Origin of the sequence: Phenylobacterium sp. (assembly GCF_025351295.1) — a bacterium.
GTDB lineage: Bacteria > Pseudomonadota > Alphaproteobacteria > Caulobacterales > Caulobacteraceae > Phenylobacterium.
The window spans coordinates 15,847-33,699 of sequence record NZ_JANXWD010000016.1 but is presented as its reverse complement, the minus strand read 5'-3'; the positions used below and the strand labels follow the sequence as shown (position 1 = coordinate 33,699).

The window sequence follows — 17,853 nt, the reverse complement described above, 5'->3', positions numbered from 1 at the left end:
GCCCTCTCCCTCTCGCTTCGCGGGGGAGAGGAGATTGTTCGCGGGGGGATAGGGGGGCTACATCCCTTTCGCGATCAGGCCCGCCAGCAGCTTGTCCGGCGTGATCGGGTAGTCGCGCAGGCGCACGCCGCAGGCGTTGTAGACGGCGTTGGCCACCGCGGCGCCGGCGCCGGAGTTGCCCAGTTCGCCGACCCCCTTGATGCCCATCGGGTTGGCCTTGTCGTCCACCTCGTCCAGCATGATCGCCTCGACCTCGCCGATGTCGGCCTGCACCGGCACCAGGTACTGGGCCAGGTCCTGGTTGATCAGCGAGCCATAGCGCGGATCCACGGCATTGCCCTCGGTCAGGGCGGATCCGACGCCCCAGATCATGCCGCCGGTCAGCTGGCTGCGCGCGGTCTTGGCGTTGAGGATGCGGCCGGCGGCGAACACGCCGAGCATCCGGCGCACCCGTACCTCGCCGGTTACCGGATCGACGCCGACCTCCACGAAGTGCGCGCCGTAGGTCTGGGTGCTCCACTCGCGGGCGTCCTGGGCGGGGCGGATCTCGCCCTCGACCGTCAGGCCCTCCGGCGCGGCGCGGCGAATCAGGTCGGAGAGGGTCTCGGAGCGGTTGGAGATCGCGATCACGCCGTCCTGAAACGTCACCTCCTCGGGTGCGCCGGCATGCAGCGGAGAGCCGGGGTCGCCCACGGCCAGGGCAGCGATGACCTTCTTCAGGTTCATGCCCGCCATCAGGGCCGCCGAACCGGCGGTCGCTGCGCCGAACTGGCCGCCGGAGCCGGGGGCCGGGGGCAGTTCCGAATCGCCGATCTCCACCCGCACCTGGCCCAAGGGCACGCCCAGGGTCTCGGCCGCGATCTGGGCCAGGACCGTGTAGGTGCCGGTGCCGATGTCGGTCATCCCCTGGCGCACGACGATCGTGCCGTCCGGCTCGACCGTGAAGCTGCACTTGGCGGGCAGCAGGAAGTTGCCACGGATGGCGGCGGCCATGCCCATGCCCACCAGCCAGCGCCCGTCGCGGACCTGGCCGGGGGTCGGCAGGCGGCGGTCCCAGCCGAACAGCTGCGCGCCCTCCTTCAGGCAGCGGACCAGCTGGCGCATGGAGAACGGCCGGCCGTTCTCGGGATCGACCGGCGGCTCGTTGCGGATACGCAGTTCCACCGGATCCAGGCCCAGCCGCTCGGCCAGCTCGTCCATGGCGCATTCCAGGCTCAGGGTCCCCGACGCCTCGCCCGGCGCGCGCATCGGCCCCGCGCCCGGCAGGTCCAGGTGGATCAGCCGGTGGCCGGTCAGCCGGTTGGGTGCGGCATAGAGGGCGCGGCAGAAGTTCGATGCGTGCTCGGTGAAGTTGCCGTCCCGGTGGCAGTGGGTCCAGGTCATCATCGACAGAGCGTCCAGCCGGCCGTCCCGGGCCGCGCCCAGCCGCACCCGCATCACCGTGGCCGGCCGGTGGATGGTGCCGTGCATCATCTGCTGGCGGGTGTAGGCCACCTTGACCGGCCGCCCGACCGCGCGCGCACCCAGGGCCGCCAGGGTCAGGTCGTCATAGGTCTGGCCCTTGCCCCCGAAGCCGCCGCCGATGTAGCGGGTCAGCAGCTGGACGTCGTCGCGCGGGATGCCGAGCGTCTCGGCCAGGCCGTGCTGGGCGGGCTTCACCATCTGGACCGAGGTGTGGGCGATGCATTTGTCGCCTTCCCACCACACGGTGGAAGCGCAGGGCTCCATCTGGCAGTGGTTCTGGATCGGGGTGGTCCAGGTCTCGTCGAGCTGGACGGCGGCGTCGCTGAAGCCGCGCACGAAGTCGCCGATCTCCACGTCCAGCTCGCCCGGCGGCTGGCCGGCGGCCTCCAGGCGGGCGCGGAAGTCCACGTCGGGCGTGTCGGCGTCGTAGGTCAGCTTGACCAGGTGCGAGGCGGCGACCGCGTTCTCCAAGGTGTCGGCGACCACGAAAGCCACCGGCTGGCCGAAGTGGAGGACGTGCGCGTCCTCCAGGGCCGGGCGCGAGGGGGACGTGCTGCGCGGATGGGCCTTGGTCCCCTTGGGCGCCTGTTTCGGCACGTTGAAGTGGGTCCAGACCGCCAGCACGCCCGGCGAAGCCTCGGCCGCGGCGATATCGGCGCCGACGACCCGCCCGCAGGCGATGGCGGCGCCCACCATCACCCCATAGGCCGGCGGCGACGGCGGCTGCACCTCATAGGCGTAGGGCGCGGTCCCGGTGACCTTCAGGGGCCCCTCGTAGCGGGCGACGCCCTTGCCGATCAGGCCCGAGCGGTTGGTCTTCACCGGATTGGGGGCTTCCCAGTCGTGAACAGAACTCATTGGCCCCTCGCCTTGGCTTCGCCGATGGCGGCCGCCGCGAGGCGGGCCACCAGGGAGATCTTGAAGTCGTTGCGGCCGAGCGGGCTCGCGCCCTCCAGCTCCTTGGCGATGGCCTCAGCGGGCGAGGCGCCGGACGCCAGTGCGCCCTCGGTCTCCGCCGCGCGCCAGGGCTTGGCCGCGACCATGCCCAGCGCCACCTGGCCGCCGGCCACCGCCACGCTGGCCAAGCCGCCGGCGTAGGACGCCCGGTCGCGCACCTTGCGATAGATCTGCCCGCCGGTCGGCGGCGGCGGCAGGACCACCGCGGTGATCAGCTCGCCGGGGATCAGGTGGGTTTCGTACTGCGGATTCTCGCCCGGCAGCCGGTGGAGCTCCATCACCGGGAAGCTGCGCGGGTCGCCGGACGGCGACAGCATCTCCACCCGCGCGCCCAGGGCCACCAGCGCCACCGCCATGTCGGAGGTGTGGGTGGCGATGCAGGCGTGGCTGGCGCCGAAGATCGCGGCGTTGCGGTTCAGCCCCTCCAGGGCGCCGCAACCCGAGCCCGGCGCGCGTTTGTTGCAAGGCTTGGTGGTGTCGTAGAAATAGGCACAGCGGGTCCGCTGCAGCAGGTTGCCCCCCACGCTGGCCTTGTTGCGCAGTTGCGGCGAGGCGCCGGCCACGATGGCCTCCGACAGCACCGGATAGCGGGCGCGCACGGTGGGATCGGCCGCCACCGCGCTGTTCGAGGCCGCCGCCCCGATCCGCAGGCCGCCCTCCGGCGTCGGTTCGATGGCCGCCATCGGCAGGCGGCTGACGTCGATCAGGTGGGCCGGATGCTCGATGTCCAGCTTCATCAGGTCCAGCAGGTTGGTGCCGCCGGCGATGAACCTGGCGTTGGGCGTCAGCGCCGCGGTTTTCACCGCGCTGAGGGCGCTGGTCGCACGCTCGTAGGTGAAGGGTCTCACGCCATCATCTCCGCGGCCTGCTTGATGGCCTCGACGATCTGCGGATAGGCGGTGCAGCGGCAGATGTTGCCGCTCATCCGCTCGCGGATCTCCGCCTCGGTGAACGCGGGCCTGGCGCCGGGCGCGGTCTCCTGGCTGGGCGCCCCTGCCTCCAGTTCGCGCAGCATGCCCAGCGTCGAGCAGATCTGGCCGGGGGTGCAGTAGCCGCACTGGAACGCGTCCTGGCTAAGGAACGCCTGCTGCACCGGGTGCAGCTTGCCCACCTGCCCGACGCCTTCGATCGAGACCACCTCGTCGCCATCATGCGAGACGGCCAGCGACAGGCACGAATTGATCCGCACGCCGTTGACCAGGACCGTGCATGCGCCGCACTGGCCGTGATCGCAGCCCTTCTTGGCCCCGGTCAGCTTCAGCTGCTCGCGCAGCAGGTCGAGCAAGGTGGTGCGCGGGTCTACGTCGAGCGACCGCGCCTCGCCATTGACGGTGATGGTTGTCTGCAACCCGTCCCTCCCGAATGCCTGGCCGCAAACCGCCGCGGCTCTTGAAACCTAGTCTGCGCCTCAGCCTTCACCAGGCGCCAGCGCCGTGACCGACAGCGCATGGAGCTGACCGGCCAGCTCCTCGGCGAGCGCTCGATAGACCATCCGCTGGCGGGCCACCTTGGCGGCGCCGGCGAAGGCCTGGGCCTCGATCGTCACGTTGAAGTGGCTCTCGCCGCCCTCCCGCGCACCGGAGTGGCCGCTGTGCCGGTCGGAGTCATCGACGATCTCCAGCCGGGTGGGCTGGAAGGCATCAGTCAGCTTGGTCTGGATGGCTTCAAATATGGCGCCCATCGGCCCGATCTTCAATTCTTGTACGGAAGTTTCTGCCCCCCATACTTGGGCCATGGCCGGAGCGTTTCAATATAAACCCAGATTCGTCGATATCCGCGTGCGACCGCCGTCCAAGGACGACGCGTCGGAGACGGACGTCAACGCCCTGAAGCCGGGGGAGCGGGCCTGCGACCATCCGGGATGCCGCCGGGTCGCCAACGCCCGCGCGCCCAAGGCCCGCGACATGCTGCACGAGCACTACTGGTTCTGCCAGCCGCACGCGGCCGAGTACAATCGCAACTGGAACTTCTTCGCCGGCCTGTCGGACGCCGAGATCCGGCGGCGCCAGACCGACGAGCTGATGACCGGCGGCCGGCCCACCTGGGACATGAAGGCCAGCCGCATGAGCCGCGAGGCCGCCGCCTTCGCCGCCAAGTTCAACAAGGGCGGGGCCCAGAACCCCGGGATGCGCGACCCCTTCAACATGTTCGGCGGCGGCGGCCACCACGCCCGCAAGCCCGAGGCCGAGAGCCGCAAGCTGGGCAAGATCGAGCGCAACGCCCTGGCCGACCTGGACCTGGACGAAAACGCCGACGCCCCGAAGATCCGCGCCCGCTACACCGAACTGGTCCGCCGCCTGCACCCCGACGCCAACAACGGCGACCGCTCCGGCGAAAACCGCCTGCAGCGGGTGATCCGCTCGTACCAGAGCCTGCGCAAGGCGGGGATGGTCTAGCGCCTCCTCTCCCCCCGCGAAGTGGAGAGGGAGAGGAGGTTCAGCTCGAGGTCACCGCGAACCCCTCATAGCCCTTCGCCGCGATCTCGTTGCACTTGTCGCGGTAGACCGGGAAGCCGCCGATGTAGGGCATGAAGACCCGGGGTTTGCCGGGCACATTGGCCCCCAGGTACCACGAGTTGGCCAGGGGATAGACGGTGGTGTCGGCCACCTCGTTGACGTGGGCGACCCACGCGTCCTGGGCGGCCTCGGTGGCCTCGATGGCCCCCAACTGGCGGTGGCCCATCCAGGCGATACAGTCGGAGATCCAGTCGACATGCTGCTCGATGGCGACCGCCATGTTGCAGAGCACCGAGGGGCTGCCCGGCCCGGTGACGATGAACAGGTTCGGGAAGCCGGCGATCATCAGGCCCAGGTAGGTGCTGGGGCCCGCCGCCCAGCGGTCCTTGAGCGCCGCGCCGCCGCGACCGCGGATGTCGATCTTGCCCAGGGCGCCGGTCATGGCGTCGAAGCCGATGGCGTAGACGATGGCGTCGACCGGGTATTCGCGGGCCGAGGTGCGGACGCCGGCCGGGGTGATCGCCTCGATGGGTTCCTCGCGCAAGTCCACCAGGGCGACGTTCTCGCGGTTGAAGGTGGCGTAGTAGCCGGTGTCGACGCACAGCCGCTTGGAGCCGATCGGGAAGCTCTTGGGCGCCAGCTTCTCGGCGGTCGCGGGGTCATTGACGATGGACCGGATCCGGTCGCGCACGAACTCGGCGGCGGTGTCGTTGGCCGCCCGGTCGGTGATCAGGTCGTTGAAGGCGCCCAGGAAGCTGAACCCGCCGCGCGCCCAGCGCTCCGCATAGGCGGCCCGGCGCTCTTCCGGGGTGGCCTCCAGCGCCGGCTTGTCGAACTGCTGCACCATGCCGATGGCGAAGCCGCTTTCGCGCGCCTCCGCCCGATACCGCGCGCGGTTCTGCGCCCAGTCGGCGGCCACCCGCGGGTCGATCGGGCCATTGTGCGCCGGGACGCTGAAGTTGGGGGTGCGCTGGAAGACGGTGACGTGGTCGGCCTCGGCGGCGATCAGCGGGATCGACTGGATGGCCGAGGAGCCGGTGCCGATGACGGCCACGGTCTGGCCGGTGAAGTCGACCCCCTCCTTGGGCCAGCTGCCGGTGCGCCAGGTCGGGCCCCTGAAGGTCTCCGCGCCTGGAAAGGCGATGTCGTTGGCCACCGACAGCACGCCCGTGGCCATCACGCAGTAGCGAGCGGACAGCGTCTCGCCCCGGTCGGTGGCGATCGTCCAGCGGTTGGTCGCCTCGTCGAAGATCGCGGCGATGACTCGGGTCTCCAGCTGGATGTCGGGCCGCAGGTCGAAGCGGTCGGCGACGTGGTTGAGGTACCGCAGCAGTTCGGGTTGGGTGGCGTAGCGCTCGCTCCAGACCCACTCGGCGTCTAGTTCGGGTGAGAAAGAGTAACTGTACTCCTGGCTCTCGATGTCCACCCGCGCGCCGGGATAGCGGTTCCAGTACCAGGTGCCGCCGACCCCGGTCCCGGCCTCATAGACCCGCGCCGTCAGCCCCTGCTGGCGCAACCGGTGCAGCATGTAGAGGCCCGAGAAGCCGGCGCCCACGATCACCGCGTCGAAGGCCGTCTCGCTTGGCATGGTCCACTCCCGCGTCAGGTTGTTTTGGCGGACGATACCGGACTTGGCGGCCCCTGACTGCCCCGACGTGGCGGAAGGCGCCCGGGTGAGGCAAAGTCGCGGGGTCACCCCCAGCCCGGACCTCCGCCCATGCCCCTTCGCCGCCTGGTCGCCGCCGTTCTCGCAGGCCTGATTCTCGCCGGCCCCGCCGTCGCCAAGCCGCCGGCGCCGAAGAGCGTCGAGCTATATGCGATGGACTGCGGCCGCATCCACGAGACCGACGCGGACGCCTATGCCGACGACGGCGCATACAAGGGTCAGGCGCGGGACCTGGTCGTCCCCTGCTTCCTGATCCGCCATCCCAAGGGCGACCTGATCTGGGACACCGGCCTGTCGCAGGCCATCGCCGACCTGCCGGGCCACAGGAATGCCTATGGCATGTCGGTGACCCACCGGCTGACCGACCAGCTGAAGGTGCTGGGCCTGACGCCGGTCGACATCGACTATCTCTCGGTCTCCCACAGCCATTTCGACCACAGCGGCAACGGCGGCCTGTTCGCGACATCCACCTGGATCGTCGACGCCGACGAGCGCGCCTACGCCTTCCGGCCCGCCGCCCGGGCCGACCAGGACGAATTTGCGCCCTACGCCGCGCTGGAGGGGGCGAAGACGATCCTGATCCAGGGCGACGGCGACTACGGCGTGTTCGGCGACGGATCGGTGGTGATCGTCCAGGCGCCAGGCCACACGCCGGGACACACCGTCCTGCTGGTGCGGCTGAAGCAGGCCGGGCCGGTGCTGCTAACGGGCGACATGTGGCACATGGCCGAGAGCCGCGCGACCCGGCGCGTGCCGCGCTTCAACACCGACCGCGCCCAGACACTGCGCAGCATGGACAAGGTCGAGGCCCTGGCGAAGGCGACCGGCGCCCGCGTGGTAATGGAACACGTCCAGGCCGATTTCGACGCCCTGCCGAGGTTTCCCGAGCCGCTGCGTTAGCGCTAGGGTCGTTCTAGGCACCGGCAGCGTGCGGCGGGACGGAACACCATGGGCGAACTGATCAGCGGCGCGCGGCGCATGGACATGGCCACGATGCAGGCGCGCGCCGCGCGGGCGGCCAGCGGCCTCGCCAGCTTGGGCATCGGCAAGGGCGACCTGATCGCCCTCTACCTGCGCAACGACTTCCCCTTCATCGAGGCCAGCGCGGCGGCCAGCCTGCTGGGCGTTTATGCGACCCCGGTGAACTGGCACTACACCCCAGACGAGGCGGCCTATCTGTTCGAGAACTCTGGCGCCAAGGCCATCGTCATCCACGCCGACCTGATCGAGCCGATCCGCTCGGCCCTGCCGCCTGGCGTGCCGGTGCTGGTGGTCCCCACGCCGCCGGAGATCGCCGAGAGCTATGGGATCGACCCGCCGCCGACCCCGGCCGGGATGCTCGAATGGGACGCGTGGCTGGAGGGCTTTGAGCCCTATGCCGGCCCGCCATCCACCGGCGGCGGGACGGTGATCTACACCTCCGGCACCACCGGCCGGCCGAAGGGCGTGCGCCGCCATCCGCCGACGGCCGAGCAGATCGAGGTCTATGGCCGCATCCTGCTGCGCGGGTTCGGCTTCGCGGGCTTCGGAGCGCCCGACGAGATGGTCACTGTGATCACCGGACCGATGTACCACTCCGCCCCCAACGCCTACGGCCTGTTCGCCGCCCGGGTGGGGGCCACGGCGATCCTGCAGCCGCGGTTCGACGCCGAGGAACTGCTGCAACAGATCGAGCGCCACAAGGTCACCCACCTGCACATGGTGCCGATTATGTTCCACCGGCTGCTGAAGCTGCCGGAGGACGTCAAGGCGAAGTACGACCTCTCGTCCCTGCGGTTCGTCGTACACGCCGCGGCGCCCTGCCCGCCGCCGATCAAGCGGGCGATGATCGAATGGTGGGGGCCGGTGATCGAGGAATATTACGGCTCCACCGAGACCGGGATCGTGGTGTCCTGCAACAGCGCCGAGTGGCTGGCCCACCCGGGCACGGTGGGCAAGGCGATCCCGGAGAGCCGGGTGATGGTCATCGACAAGGACGGGAACGCGCTGCCGCAGGGCGAGATCGGCGAGGTGGTGTCGCGCTCGCCCGGCATCAACGACTTCACCTATCACGGCGACGACCAGAAGCGCCGCGACACCGAGAAGGCCGGGCTGATCGCGCCGGGCGACATCGGCTATTTCGACGCCGACGGCTTCCTCTACCTCTGCGACCGGGCCAAGGACATGATCATCTCCGGCGGGGTGAACATCTATCCGGCCGAGATCGAGGCCGAACTGCTGAAGATGCCCGGCGTCGCCGACTGCGCGGTGTTCGGCATCCCCGACGAGGAGTTCGGCGAGGGCGTCTGCGCCGTGGTCCAGCCCAGCCCCGGCGCCGAGATCGACGAGGCGTCGGTCAAGGCCTACCTGCGCGGCCGGGTCGCGGGCTACAAGCTGCCCCGCCGCGTGGAACTAGCTGCGGACCTGCCCCGCGAGGACTCGGGCAAGATCTTCAAGCGCAAGCTCAGGGAGCCGTTCTGGGCAGGGCTGGAACGGCGGATCTGAGGCCGTTCCCTTCCCGCGCGGCGAGAGTGGAAGGCTACGCCTCGCTCGGCATCTTCTCGGTATCCACGGCGGACTGCATGGCCGGCGCGTAGCGCGAGCCGGTGACCGTCTGGCCGTTCACCGTGGCGTCGACCCTGGCGATTATGTCGGGCGTGAGGGCGATGGCCGCCGCCGCCGCGTCGTCGCGCATGTGGGCGGGGTTGGTGGTGCCGGGGATCGGGATGATGTCGTCGCCCTTGTGTAGCAGCCAGGCGAGGCAGAGCTGGGCGGTGGTGCAGCCGGCGTCCTTGGCGATCGCCGCGAAGGCCGCATAGAGCTTCAGGTTCGCGGTCAGGGCCCCGCCCTGGAAGCGGGGCATCCCGCGCCGGAAGTCGCTATCTTCAAGCTTGGCCGGATCGTGCCCTTCGCCGGCCAGGAAGCCGCGCCCCACCGGCGAGAAGGCCACGAAGGCCACGCCCAGCTCGCGGCAGGCGTCCAGCACGCCCAGCTCTGGATTGCGGGTCCAGGGCGAGTATTCGGTCTGCAGGGCGGTGATCGGATGGGTGGCGTGGGCGCGGCGCAGGGTCTCCGCCGACACCTCGGAGAGGCCGATCGTGCGGATCTTGCCGGCCGCCACCAGCTCGCCCAGGGCGCCGACGCTGTCCTCGATCGGCACGCGGCGGTCCCAGCGGTGCAGGTAGTAGAGGTCGATGACGTCGGTCTTCAGCCGCCGAAGGCTGACGTCGCACAGGGCCTTGATGGTCTCCGGCCGGCCGTCGAGGCCGCGCTCGGTGCCCTCGGCGTTGGTCAGGCCGCACTTGGAGGCCAGGGTGAACCTGTGGCGGTGCGGGCTCAGCACCTCGCCGACCAGGCTCTCGTTGTGACCGATGCCGTAGACCGCGGCGGTGTCGAAGAAGGTGTAGCCGGCGTCCAGCGCGCCCAGCAGTACATCCTCGGCCCGGGCGCGGGGCGGCGGTGAGCCATAGGCGTGGCTCAGGCTCATGCACCCCAGGCCGATGGCCGAAACCTCGAACGGACCGATCCGGCGTGTCTGCATGTGCGTCTCCTGTTGCGGCCCCGCGAAAGACGGCGCCGGGGGGCGCCGCGTCAAGCGCGGGCGGTGTAGGAGTTGGCGATGCTCAGAGTTTTCCTTACGGCATTGGCGCTGCTGCTGGCCGGCCGCGCGGCCGCCGAACCCACGCGCTACCTGCTGCAGCCCGACGCGGTCTGGACCGCCGGCGAGCCCATGCACCGCGGCTGGGTGGTGCTGGTCGCGGGCCAGACGATCGCCGCCGTAGGTCCGAAGGCCCAGGTCACAGCGGTCGGCGCCACGGTGGTGGCGCTGCCCGGGACCACCCTGATCCCCGGCCTGATCGAGCTGCACTCGCACCTGCTGCTGCACCCTTACAACGAGGCCGCGTGGGACGATCAGGTGCTGAAGGAGGCGCCGTTCTACCGCATCCTGCGCGCCGGCCGCGACGCCGGGCGCACCCTGTTGAGCGGCTTCACCGCCGAGCGGGACCTGGGCACCGAGGGCGCAGGCGACGCGGACGTGTCGCTCAAGAAGGCCATCGCCGATGGGGTGATCCCAGGCCCGCGCCTGTTCGTGGTCACCCGCGCCATCGTGGCCCGGGGCGCCTATGGGCCGCGCAAAGGCTTCCGCACCGACATGGACCTGCCGCAGGGGGCGCAGGAGGTCTCGGGCGACGCCGAGATCGTGGCGGCGGTGCGCGAGCAGGCCGCCATGGGGGCCGACTGGATCAAGGTCTACGCCGACTACCGGATCGGCCCGGACGGCTCGACGCGGCCGGCCTTCAGCCAGCACGAGCTGGAGGTGCTGGTGCAGACCGCCCACGATCTCGGCCGCCCGGTCGCCGCCCACGCCGCCGGCGCCGAGGGCATCCGCCGCGCGGTCGTGGCCGGCGTCGACACCATCGAGCACGGCTATGACGCGTCGGAGGACACGCTGAAGCTGATGAAAGCCAAGGGGACGGCGCTGGTGCCCACCCTGGCAGCGGTGGCCGCGACCTCGGAATATGCCCACGCCTACACGCCGGGTGGGCGGCCGACGCCGGGCATGGCGCGCTCGGCGGAGACCTTCCGGCTGGCCATGAAGCTGGGCGTCGTCATCGGCGCCGGCAGCGACGTGGGCGTGTTCGGGCACGGGGAAAGCTGGCGGGAGCTGGACTGGATGGTCCGCGACGGCATGGCGCCGATCGACGTGCTGACCGCGGCCACGGCGGTTAACGCCAAGCTGCTGGGTCAGGAGGGCAGGCTGGGTCGCGTGGCGCCGGGGGCGCTGGCCGACCTCGTGGCGGTGGCCGGCGACCCGACGCGGGACATCGCGGCGGTGCGCGACGTGCGATTCGTGATGAAGGACGGGAAGGTGTACCGGACGCCCTGACCTTCCAACGGGTGTCTTCCCGGTTTCCGCGCAGCGGAAGACCGGGACCCACGATCAAGCTCCGCGCCGCGGCCTCGCGGTGTCCGGTCGTGGGTCCCGGTCTTCGCGGGCCGCGAAACCGGGATGACACGCGGGGGTGGATCAGGCGGCCTTTGCCCAGGCCGCCGCGAACCACGGAACCAGCCGGCGGATGGCCTCCTCGATCTGCGGGGTGGAGACCGCGAAGCTCAGGCGGATGAACCGGCGGCCGTCGACGGGGTCGAAGTCGATGCCGGGGGCAGCGGCGACGCCGGTGTCCTGGAGGAGCTGTTTGCAGAAGGCCAGGCTGTCGTCGGTCAGGCGGCCGACGTCGGCGTAGATGTAAAAGGCGCCGTCGGGCGGAGCGATCTTCTCCAGGCCCAGGGCCGGCAACGCCTCCAGCAGCAGCTCGCGGTTGCGGCGGTAGGTGGCGAGGTGGCCCTGCAACTCGTCGTGGCAGTCCATGGCTGCCAGGGCGGCGTGCTGGGCCAGCGACGGCGCGGTCAGGAACAGGGCGCCCATATAGGCCACCGCGCGGGACGCCTCGGCGGGCGGCACGATCAGCCAGCCCAGCCGCCAACCGGCCATGCTGAAGTATTTCGAAAAACTGTTCACGACGATGGCGCCCGGCTCGAACTCCAGCATCGAGTGGGCCGGCTCGCCATAGGTCAGGCCGTGGTAGATCTCGTCGGAGACCATGCGGATGCCGCGCGTCCGGCAGACCTCAGCGATCGCAGCCAGCTCGTCGCCGGGGATCACCGTGCCGGTCGGGTTGGCGGGGCTGGCCAGGATGACGCCGGCCGGCGCGGGATCGAGGGCGGCCAGGGTGGCGGCGGTCAGCTGGAACCGGCTCTCCGCGCCGCAGGGGATCTCCAGCGGGACCATGTGCAGCGCCTTCACCGTATTGCGGTAGGCGACATAGCCGGGCCGGGCCATGGCAATGACGTCGCCGGGGTTGAAGGTGGCCGACAGCGCCAGCACCAGGGCCGGCGACGCGCCGCAGGTCAGCGTGATCTGGCCGGGCTTCACCGCCACGCCATAGGTCTCGGCATAATGGCGGCAGATGCGGGCCTTGAGCGGCGCGCTCTCCCAATAGCCCATACCGTCGGTGTCCAGCACCGCATGCGCGGCGGCCACGGCAGCGGCGGGCGCGCCGGTGGAGGGCTGGCCGAACTCCATGTGGAGGATCGAACGCCCTTCAGCCTTCAGCCTGTGCGCCAGGCCGCTGATCGAGATGGCGTGGAAGGGGTCGACGGCCGCGGTCATCGGTCCGCCCTAGCCGCTGGCGACGCGGGCGCCAAGCGGCTTGACCGCGGGCGCGGCGAGGGCGAAGGCGGGGCCAACGAGGGGAAACACGACAGTGGCGGCAACCGGACCCGGCGCGGGGCGCGCCTCGACGCGGCGCGTGCTGGCGGCCAGCATGATCGGCACGGCGGTCGAGACCTACGACTTCTACATCTATGGCACAGCCGCCTCGCTGGTGTTCGGGCCGCTGTTCTTCCCCAAGGCGTCGGCCTCGGCGCAGTTGCTGAGCGCGTACGCGACCTTCGCGGTGGCGTTCTTCGCCCGGCCGCTGGGCGGGGCGTTCTTCGGACACTTCGGCGACCGGATCGGGCGCAAGTCGACGCTGGTGGCCTCGCTGCTGCTGATGGGCGCCTCGACGGTGCTGGTGGCGTTCCTGCCGGGGTACGCGACGCTGGGATGGTGGGCGCCGTTCCTGCTGTGCGTGCTCAGGTTCGGCCAGGGCTTCGGCCTGGGCGGCGAGTGGGGCGGGGCGGTGCTGCTGGCGGTGGAGAACGCGCCGCCGGGCCGTCGCGGGCGGTTCGGCAGCATCCCGCTGCTGGGCGCGCCGACCGGCTTCCTGCTGGCCAACGGCCTGTTCCTGATCCTGGGCCTGGTCCTCACGCCCGAGCAGTTCAAGGCCTGGGGATGGCGGCTGCCGTTCCTGGCCAGCGTGGGCCTGGTGGGGATCGGGCTGTGGATCCGGCTGCGGATCGGCGAGACGCCGGCCTTCGAGAAGATGCTCGCCGCGGCCGAGACCAGCCCCGTGCCGACCGTCGAGGTGTTCCGGCGCCACCCGCTGGCCCTGCTGGGCGCGACCCTGGCGGTGATCGCCTGTTTCGCGATCTTCTACATCTCCACGACCTTCGCGCTGGGGTATGGCGTGGGGACGCTGAAGTACGACCGCGAGGCGTTCCTGGGCGCGCAGCTGCTGGCAATGCTGTTCATGGCCGGCGGCATCGTCGTGGCCGGGATCGCGGCGGACCGCGCGACCCCTCGGCAGGTGCTGATCGCCGGCTGCGTCGGGACGGTGGTGGTGGGCGGGGCCATGGGGGTGATGGTGGTGGCCGGGTCGCTCAGCCTGGTCTGGGCCTGGATGGCGGCGGCGCTACTGATGATGGGCCTGGTCTACGGGCCGCTCGGGTCCTACCTGCCCAGCCTGTTCCCGCCGCAGCTGCGCTACACCGGGGTCTCCATCGCCTTCAACATCGGCGGCATCCTGGGCGGCGGCCTGGCGCCCATCGTGGCCCAGAAGCTGTCGGAGACCGGCGGCGCGGCGCCGGTCGGCGCATACCTCGCCGCCGCCGCGGTGCTGAGCCTCTGCGGGCTGATCCCGCTGAAGGCGAGATACGGCGAATAGAATCCGCTCATCCCGGCGAATGCCGGGACCCAGATGGGACGGCGGAGCGGTGGGGCCTATGAGCGCGGCGTCTTTCCAACGCACCCCCAAGCTATTGGATCTGGGTCCCGGCATTCGCCGGGATGAGCGGGTTCATTTGGCCGGTGCGGGCGGCGTGTAGAGTTCGATGGGATTGCCCTCGGGGTCGGCGATGAAATAGGCGCCGGGGGCGACTAGGCGGGCGGGGACGCCCTGGGTCGCCAGCCAGTCGCACAGGCCCTTGGAGTCCGGCACCCGCAGGATCAGGCGTCCGGCGGTGGAGGGGCCGGGCTTGCGCTGCGGCGAGGCCAGGAGGGCCAGGATCGCGCTCTGCGGCCCGGCGCCCTCGAAGCCCATGATGTACTCGTACACCTTGCCTTCGCGGTCGTCGGTACGGACCACCTTCATGCCCAACTTGGCCTCGTACCAGCCCTTCTGGCCCTCTAGGTCCATGGTGTTCCAGCCCCAGCCGGAGATGTTCGCGGGCGCCAGGTTGGCCGGCGGCGCCGCCCGGGCGATTGCGGCGAGCCCCATCCCGGCCAACATCGCGGCCGCAAGGCCAATCGCGGCGATCTTCATGGTCTCTTCCCCTCGGTTTTCTTGCGTCAGACCGGCGTGTCCCCGGCCACGGTGGTGCGGTGCATCACGCGGCGATGGCCGTCGTAGCCGCCCAGGGCGTTGTGCATGGTGCAGCGATTGTCCCAGATCACCACCATGCCCTCGCGCCAGACTTGGCGGTAGATGAACTGCTCCTGGGTCAGGTGCTTGTACAGCTCAGACAGCAGCGGATCGCCCTGGTCGGGCGCCATCCCCTCGATCCCGACCGTGTAGACCGGCGAGATGAAGAGCGCTTTTCGGCCCGTCACCGGATGGGTGCGGACCAGCGGATGGGCGTGGGTCTTGTCGGCCTCGGGGCTGACGATGATCGGCATGGAGCGCTGGTCGAGCTCGCGGGCGTAGCCGCTCTTCGGCCCATAGGCGCGGGAGGCCGAATGGACAGCCTTCAAGGGCGCCAGCCTGGCCTTGGTGGCCGGGTCGAGCGCCTCATAGGCGCGCGTGGCGTCGCAGTAGAGGGTGTCGCCGCCGACCGGCGGGATGACCTCCGAGCGCAGGATGGTGGCGGCCGGCGGCTGGGGCTGGAAGCTCCAGTCGGAGTGCCAGGCGCCCCCGAACGGCGTCAGCGTCTCGTCTGGCTCGCGGCGGACCTCCAGCACGTTGGGATGGCCCGGCATCGGCGCCACATAGGGGTCGTCGCCGAACGGGCCCATCTGCAGGGTGAAAGCTTCCAGCTCGTCCAGGCTGAGCGGCTGGTCGGGGAAGCTGAGCACGCCGTGCGCCGCCCAGGCGGCCTTCGCCTCGGCCAGCACGTCGTCCGGCAAGGGCCCTCGAAGGTCCAGTCCCGCCACCTCGGCGCCGAAGCCGTGGGCGTGTGGCTTCACCGTGATCGTGCGGTAGGCGCTTTGCGCGTCCTGCAGCATACCCGTTCTCCCTGACGTTGGGTGACATGAAACACCCGTTTGCGTCGCGCTCGGCAAGCCTGTAATCGATCCCGGCCATGGCCGCTTTTGACATCACCGAAGACAAGCTGATCACGCTCGCGCCGGACCGGGAGGTCAACGCGCGCGAGGAGTTCGACGTCGATTTCGACTTCAAGGCTCCGGCCTTCACCGAACGCGACAGCCACGTGCCGGACATCGATCCGGGCTACAAGTTCGATCCCGAGACCACGCGGGCGATCCTCGCCGGCTTCGCCCGCGACCGCCGGGTGATGGTCCAGGGCTATCACGGGACCGGCAAGTCGACGCACATCGAGCAGGTGGCCGCCCACCTGAACTGGCCGCTGATCCGGGTGAACCTGGACAGCCACGTCAGCCGCATCGACCTGGTCGGCAAGGACGCCATCGTCCTGAAGGACGGCAAGCAGATCACCGAGTTCCGCGAAGGCATGCTGCCCTGGGCGATCCAGCGGCCGATCGCTCTGGTGTTCGACGAATATGACGCCGGCCGCCCGGACGTGATGTTCGTGATCCAGCGCGTGCTGGAGGCACAGGGCAAGCTGACCCTGCTGGACCAGAACCGGGTCATCCAGCCGAACAAGTGGTTCCGCCTGTTCTCCACGACCAACACGATTGGCCTCGGAGACACCACGGGGCTCTACCACGGCACCCAGCAGATCAATCAGGGCCAGATGGACCGCTGGTCGATCGTCACCACCCTGAACTACCTGGCCCACGACGTGGAGGCCGAGATCGTGCTGGGCAAGTCGCCGTCCTACCAGACCGCCGAGGGCCGCCGCACGATCAACGCCATGGTCCGGGTGGCCGACATGACCCGCAACGCCTTCATGAACGGCGACATCTCCACGGTGATGAGCCCGCGCACAGTGATCACCTGGGCCCAGAACGCCGAGATCTTCGGCGGCGACATCGGCCTGGGCTTCCGCATGACCTTCCTGAACAAGTGCGACGAACTGGAGCGCGGCACGGTGGCCGAGTTCTACCAGCGCGCCTTCGGGACCGACCTGCCGGAGTCGACGGCGCGGGTGCGGGTAGCCTAGGCGCCGCAGGCGGGAACCACGGAAACGCTGAAGAGCGCCGGAAAGCCTGAGGTGCTGCGGATCGCCGGGCCCCATCGTGGTCTTGGTGGTCGTCGCGTCGGATTGGAAGGCGCCGGGGCCCTGCCCGTTGGCCGGCGTCGGCGCGCGCCGCAGGCGCTGTCCCTTTGAACCACGGACCCACACGGATCTACACGGACTCGGCCAGAGAGGCTGGGCCGGCCGGGGGTCCTAGCGCGTCTTGTCCGTGTGGGTCCGTGTGGGTCCATGGTTGACCGTCTTTTAGGGCGCTACGCGCTGGGTCTGAGCGCCCGCTACTCCGGCGAGGTGGGCGGCGCCGTCCGGTACCAGGCCAGCTGCTCGCTGGTGGCCAGCAGCTGGCCGTCGCGGCTCCAGTAGCTGGATCGCTCGTCGGACGCGCCACCGCCGCCGACCCGGCCCTCGCACTCGACCAGGATGAAGTCGTCCCCTACCGCGGCCAGTTCCTCGGCAGTGGCGTGCAGATAGGCGGTAAGCGACAGGGTAGTGGTCATGATCGCGGGGCCCAGGGCGTACATCGCCCGCGGCGCCGAATTGTCGGTGATCATGCCCAGCATCGCCTTGTCCAGCGGCCCGCGCCGCGACCGCACCCAGGCCAGGGTCCGCGAATCGCCGGTCGCCCGCGGCGGGAACGTGTCCAGAGTCCGCCGCTCGAACGCCGAGGCGCCGTAGTGCTGCGAGGCGCCGGGGACGATCGGGCTCGGCAGGCTCTCCGGGTCCGGAGCGGCCGGCATGGCGGCGAAGGCGAAGTGCGGGGTGGTCGGCCGCCGCGCCAGGGTGACGATGGCGTGCACGCCCACCTGCTCCGAGCCGGCCGGCAACACCTCCACCTCCCAAACCCCGACCGAGCCGCCCTGCCGCAGCCGCCGCGTGCGGATGTCGAGCTCGCCCGAGGGCAGGCCCGCCGCGTAGGTGAGCGTCAGCGACAGCGCCTCCCCCACTGCCGTCGGCTCGGCCTCCAGCACCCGCACGCAGAGCCCGATGGCGTAGCCGCCCCAGAGCCCGCCCCGCGGGTTGCTCCACTCCGGCCCGGCGAAGGTGGTCCACCGCCCGGGCGCGACGGGGACAAGGTCGATGGCGTGGGTCTGCGTGGTGGTCATGCGGCCTCTGTACCCAGCCGCCGCCGGGTAACGGAAGGGGTTGGGTGACAGAGAGGCGGAGCGCTGGCTTCCC

At 70.4% G+C, this 17,853-nt stretch carries 16 protein-coding genes; 6 read left to right on the top strand and 10 right to left on the bottom strand.

Annotated features, from left to right (window positions below; all coding sequences use genetic code 11):
* Window positions 1-57: 57 nt before the first annotated feature.
* Genes Q0R13_RS02625 through Q0R13_RS02610 form a run of 4 tightly spaced genes read right to left on the bottom strand, consistent with a single transcriptional unit; the run spans window position 58 to window position 4,102 of the window.
* On the bottom strand, window positions 58-2,322 hold the full coding sequence (locus tag Q0R13_RS02625) for a xanthine dehydrogenase family protein molybdopterin-binding subunit (RefSeq protein ID WP_293899028.1): 2,265 nt from the start codon (window positions 2,320-2,322) through the stop codon (window positions 58-60).
* Complete coding sequence (locus tag Q0R13_RS02620) at window positions 2,319-3,269, bottom strand: xanthine dehydrogenase family protein subunit M (protein ID WP_293899025.1); 951 nt, start codon at window positions 3,267-3,269, stop codon at window positions 2,319-2,321. The genes Q0R13_RS02625 and Q0R13_RS02620 overlap by 4 nt, the downstream gene beginning before the upstream one ends.
* Entirely contained in the window at window positions 3,266-3,769 is a 504-nt protein-coding gene (locus Q0R13_RS02615; protein WP_293899022.1) for a 2Fe-2S iron-sulfur cluster-binding protein, read from the bottom strand. Before Q0R13_RS02615 ends, Q0R13_RS02620 begins: the two co-directional genes overlap by 4 nt.
* Window positions 3,770-3,829: 60 nt before the next feature.
* Window positions 3,830-4,102: a BolA family protein gene (locus Q0R13_RS02610; protein ID WP_293899020.1), complete on the bottom strand. Its 273-nt coding sequence runs from the start codon at window positions 4,100-4,102 to the stop codon at window positions 3,830-3,832.
* Window positions 4,103-4,154: 52 nt separating this feature from the next.
* On the opposite strand from Q0R13_RS02610, the gene Q0R13_RS02605 reads away from it, so the two are divergent.
* Window positions 4,155-4,817 (top strand): DnaJ domain-containing protein, encoded by a 663-nt coding sequence (locus Q0R13_RS02605; RefSeq protein WP_293899018.1) that lies wholly within the window; start codon window positions 4,155-4,157, stop codon window positions 4,815-4,817.
* A gap of 40 nt (window positions 4,818-4,857) precedes the next feature.
* On the opposite strand, the gene Q0R13_RS02600 is transcribed toward Q0R13_RS02605, so the two are convergent.
* The gene (locus tag Q0R13_RS02600; RefSeq protein WP_293899016.1) at window positions 4,858-6,465 is read right to left on the bottom strand and encodes an NAD(P)/FAD-dependent oxidoreductase; all 1,608 of its coding nucleotides are present in this window, start codon (window positions 6,463-6,465) and stop codon (window positions 4,858-4,860) included.
* 129 nt (window positions 6,466-6,594) lie between these two features.
* On the opposite strand from Q0R13_RS02600, the gene Q0R13_RS02595 reads away from it, so the two are divergent.
* Both Q0R13_RS02595 and Q0R13_RS02590 read left to right on the top strand, forming a co-directional pair.
* Entirely contained in the window at window positions 6,595-7,443 is an 849-nt protein-coding gene (locus Q0R13_RS02595) for an N-acyl homoserine lactonase family protein (protein ID WP_293899014.1), read from the top strand.
* 48 nt (window positions 7,444-7,491) lie between these two features.
* The gene (locus Q0R13_RS02590; protein ID WP_293899011.1) at window positions 7,492-9,027 is read left to right on the top strand and encodes an acyl-CoA synthetase; all 1,536 of its coding nucleotides are present in this window, start codon (window positions 7,492-7,494) and stop codon (window positions 9,025-9,027) included.
* Between the two features lie 34 nt (window positions 9,028-9,061).
* On the opposite strand, the gene Q0R13_RS02585 is transcribed toward Q0R13_RS02590, so the two are convergent.
* Window positions 9,062-10,063, bottom strand: a complete 1,002-nt coding sequence (locus Q0R13_RS02585) for an aldo/keto reductase (RefSeq protein WP_293899008.1) — start codon at window positions 10,061-10,063, stop codon at window positions 9,062-9,064.
* A 78-nt stretch (window positions 10,064-10,141) separates the two neighbouring features.
* Between Q0R13_RS02585 and Q0R13_RS02580 the strand changes: the two genes are divergently transcribed.
* Window positions 10,142-11,410: an amidohydrolase family protein gene (locus tag Q0R13_RS02580; RefSeq protein ID WP_293899005.1), complete on the top strand. Its 1,269-nt coding sequence runs from the start codon at window positions 10,142-10,144 to the stop codon at window positions 11,408-11,410.
* A gap of 141 nt (window positions 11,411-11,551) precedes the next feature.
* On the opposite strand, the gene Q0R13_RS02575 is transcribed toward Q0R13_RS02580, so the two are convergent.
* Window positions 11,552-12,694: an aminotransferase class I/II-fold pyridoxal phosphate-dependent enzyme gene (locus tag Q0R13_RS02575; protein ID WP_293899002.1), complete on the bottom strand. Its 1,143-nt coding sequence runs from the start codon at window positions 12,692-12,694 to the stop codon at window positions 11,552-11,554.
* 94 nt (window positions 12,695-12,788) lie between these two features.
* Between Q0R13_RS02575 and Q0R13_RS02570 the strand changes: the two genes are divergently transcribed.
* Window positions 12,789-14,069, top strand: coding sequence for an MFS transporter (locus tag Q0R13_RS02570; protein WP_293898999.1), 1,281 nt, complete (start codon window positions 12,789-12,791; stop codon window positions 14,067-14,069).
* A gap of 132 nt (window positions 14,070-14,201) precedes the next feature.
* Here Q0R13_RS02570 and Q0R13_RS02565 read toward each other — a convergent pair whose 3' ends face one another.
* The gene (locus Q0R13_RS02565; RefSeq protein WP_293898997.1) at window positions 14,202-14,666 is read right to left on the bottom strand and encodes a VOC family protein; all 465 of its coding nucleotides are present in this window, start codon (window positions 14,664-14,666) and stop codon (window positions 14,202-14,204) included.
* 26 nt (window positions 14,667-14,692) lie between these two features.
* Window positions 14,693-15,565, bottom strand: coding sequence for a TauD/TfdA family dioxygenase (locus Q0R13_RS02560; protein WP_293898995.1), 873 nt, complete (start codon window positions 15,563-15,565; stop codon window positions 14,693-14,695).
* A 77-nt stretch (window positions 15,566-15,642) separates the two neighbouring features.
* Here Q0R13_RS02560 and cobS point away from each other — a divergent pair, with 77 nt between their 5' ends.
* Entirely contained in the window at window positions 15,643-16,644 is a 1,002-nt protein-coding gene (cobS, locus tag Q0R13_RS02555) for a cobaltochelatase subunit CobS (protein WP_293898993.1), read from the top strand.
* A gap of 311 nt (window positions 16,645-16,955) precedes the next feature.
* On the opposite strand, the gene Q0R13_RS02550 is transcribed toward cobS, so the two are convergent.
* Window positions 16,956-17,780, bottom strand: a complete 825-nt coding sequence (locus Q0R13_RS02550; protein WP_293898990.1) for a thioesterase family protein — start codon at window positions 17,778-17,780, stop codon at window positions 16,956-16,958.
* Window positions 17,781-17,853 lie beyond the last annotated feature (73 nt).

Coding starts and splice junctions, on each gene's coding strand:
- Q0R13_RS02550 (WP_293898990.1), bottom strand. CDS start 17,780: ATGACCACCACGCAGACCCACGCCATCGACCTTGTCCCCGTCGCGCCC.
- Q0R13_RS02605 (WP_293899018.1), top strand. CDS start 4,155: ATGGCCGGAGCGTTTCAATATAAACCCAGATTCGTCGATATCCGCGTG.
- Q0R13_RS02585 (WP_293899008.1), bottom strand. CDS start 10,063: ATGCAGACACGCCGGATCGGTCCGTTCGAGGTTTCGGCCATCGGCCTG.
- Q0R13_RS02590 (WP_293899011.1), top strand. CDS start 7,492: ATGGGCGAACTGATCAGCGGCGCGCGGCGCATGGACATGGCCACGATG.
- Q0R13_RS02600 (WP_293899016.1), bottom strand. CDS start 6,465: ATGCCAAGCGAGACGGCCTTCGACGCGGTGATCGTGGGCGCCGGCTTC.
- Q0R13_RS02560 (WP_293898995.1), bottom strand. CDS start 15,565: ATGCTGCAGGACGCGCAAAGCGCCTACCGCACGATCACGGTGAAGCCA.
- Q0R13_RS02625 (WP_293899028.1), bottom strand. CDS start 2,322: ATGAGTTCTGTTCACGACTGGGAAGCCCCCAATCCGGTGAAGACCAAC.
- Q0R13_RS02595 (WP_293899014.1), top strand. CDS start 6,595: ATGCCCCTTCGCCGCCTGGTCGCCGCCGTTCTCGCAGGCCTGATTCTC.
- Q0R13_RS02580 (WP_293899005.1), top strand. CDS start 10,142: ATGCTCAGAGTTTTCCTTACGGCATTGGCGCTGCTGCTGGCCGGCCGC.
- Q0R13_RS02575 (WP_293899002.1), bottom strand. CDS start 12,694: ATGACCGCGGCCGTCGACCCCTTCCACGCCATCTCGATCAGCGGCCTG.
- Q0R13_RS02565 (WP_293898997.1), bottom strand. CDS start 14,666: ATGAAGATCGCCGCGATTGGCCTTGCGGCCGCGATGTTGGCCGGGATG.
- Q0R13_RS02610 (WP_293899020.1), bottom strand. CDS start 4,102: ATGGGCGCCATATTTGAAGCCATCCAGACCAAGCTGACTGATGCCTTC.
- cobS (WP_293898993.1), top strand. CDS start 15,643: ATGGCCGCTTTTGACATCACCGAAGACAAGCTGATCACGCTCGCGCCG.